Annotated in this window: 1 protein-coding gene; it reads right to left on the bottom strand. The window is 39.2% G+C overall.

Features of this window, described 5'->3' with window-relative positions; genetic code table 11:
• On the bottom strand, positions 1–2,082 hold a 2,082-nt coding region (locus HMPREF3270_RS14020), incomplete at both ends, for an FIVAR domain-containing protein (RefSeq protein WP_176746744.1).

Below are 2,082 nucleotides of genomic sequence, written 5' to 3'. Positions count from 1 at the left end.
TTTGTAATTCATCTAAAGCATCTTGATGTTCTTTTGCTGCAATTGCATCATTAATTGCTTTTGTAGCATCTGCCACTTGTTGTGGTGTTGCGTTGCCGTCAGCATTCACTTTTTCACCAACTGCTACTGCATCTTGAAGTGCTTTATCTTCTTTATCAGCAGCATCAAGGTTACCTAAAGCATTTGCCGCATCGATTGCTTTTTGTAATTCAGCTTTATCAGCTTTTTGAACTAGACCAGCTTGAGCATCTTTCAACGCCTGTGTTACAGCTTTGATTTCTTCTGTAGTTTTTGCATCTGGAATAGCTACAATTGCATTACCTTCGATTTCTTTATCTGTTAAAGGTTTAACACTATCAGGTGTGTATTGATTAAGGTCGATTTTTGCGACTTTCGCAAGTTCTGCTTTCAACTCATCAAGCGCTGCTTGTTTTGCGTCTGCTTGATCTTGAGCAGTTTTAGCTTCAATTGCTTTGTTTAATGCATCTTTCGCCGCATTAACTTCATCTTGAGTCGCATTTGGATTTGCTTGAACAGCTTTTGCTTTTTCTAAAGCATCTTGTACAGCTTTATCTTCTTTATCAGTTGGATCTAAATTCAATCCATCAGCAGTTGTGATAGCTTTATCAAGTTCTGCTTTATCTGCTTTTGCAACTAAACCTGCTTGAGCATCTTTTAATGCTTGTGTAGCAGCTTCAATTTCTGCTGTTGTTTTATTGTCAGGTGCATCAACAATTGCTTGTCCTGTTGTTTCTGCATCAGTTAATGGTTTCACACTATTAGGCGTGTACTCATCTTTGTTGATTGCTTTTGCTTTTTCAAGCTCTGCTTTCAACGCATCTAATGCTGCTTGTTTAGCATCTGCTGCTTCTTTCGCTTCTTTTGCATCTTGAGCATTTTTAGCATTAATTGCATCTTCTAGAGCTGCTTTCGCTGCATCTACTGCGTCTTGAGAAGCATTAGGGTCTGCTTGAACTTCTTTCGCTTTAGCTAATGCGTCTTGAACAGCTTTATCTTCTTTGTCAGCTGGGTCTAAAGTTAAATCTTCTGCAGCAGTGATTACTTTGTTCAATTCATCTTTATTAGCTTTTGCTTCTAAAGCTTTTTGCGCATCAGTAATTGCTTTGGCTGCGTCTTTCAACTCTTGTGGAGTCTTAGTCGCATCCGCTTTTGCAGCTTCGCCCGCTTTAACTGCATCTTCTAAAGGTTTCACTGTATTTGGTTTATAGTCAGCTTTATTGACTGCGTTTGCTGCGTCGATTGCTTTATTTAATTCATCTAAAGCATCTTGATGTTCTTTCGCTGCGATGGCATCATTAATTGCTTTTGTAGCATCTGCCACTTCTTGTGGTGTTGCATTGCCATCAGCTTTAACTTTTTCACCCGCCGCTACAGCATCTTGAACGGCTTTATCTTCAGCATCAGCAGGATTCAATTCACCTAAAGCATTCGCTTTATCAATCGCTGCTTGTAAAGCGGCTTTGTCTGACTTAGCTTGTAATGCATTTTCTGCATCAATTAATGCTTGAGTTGCTTCTTTGATTTCTTCAGTTGTTTTCGCATCTGGATTTGCAACAATCGCTTTACCAGCTTCCTCTTTTTCAGTTAATGGTGCAACTGTGTTTGGAGTGAAGTTGTCTTTGTTAATTTTAGCGACTTTTTCTAACTCTGCTTTTAATGCATCTAAAGCGTCTTGTTTAGCTTTCGCTGCTGCTTGAGCTTCTTTTGCATCTTGTGCATTCTTAGCGTTCACTGCATTTTCTAAAGCTTCTTTTGCCGCATCAACATCTGCTTGAGAAGCATTAGGATCTGCTTGAACTTCTTTCGCTTTATTTAAAGCATCTTGGACTGCTTTATCTTCTGCGTCTGTTGGATCTAAAGTTAGACCGTCAGCATTTGTAATAGCTTTGTTTAACTCATCTTTATTAGCTTTTGCTTCTAAAGCTTTTTGCGCATCAGTGATAGCTTTAGCCGCTTCTTTCAACTCTTCTGGAGTCTTAGTAGCGTCTGCTTTCGCTGCTTCACCCGCTGCAACTGCATCTTCTAATGGTTTCACTGTATTTGGTTTGAAGTCATCTTTAT

The sequence above is a fragment of the Staphylococcus sp. HMSC65H10 genome (assembly GCF_001839185.1).
Taxonomy (GTDB): Bacteria; Bacillota; Bacilli; order Staphylococcales; family Staphylococcaceae; genus Staphylococcus; species Staphylococcus simulans.
The sequence above is the reverse complement of the archived record's forward strand: the minus strand, read 5'-3'. Positions and strand labels throughout refer to the sequence as shown.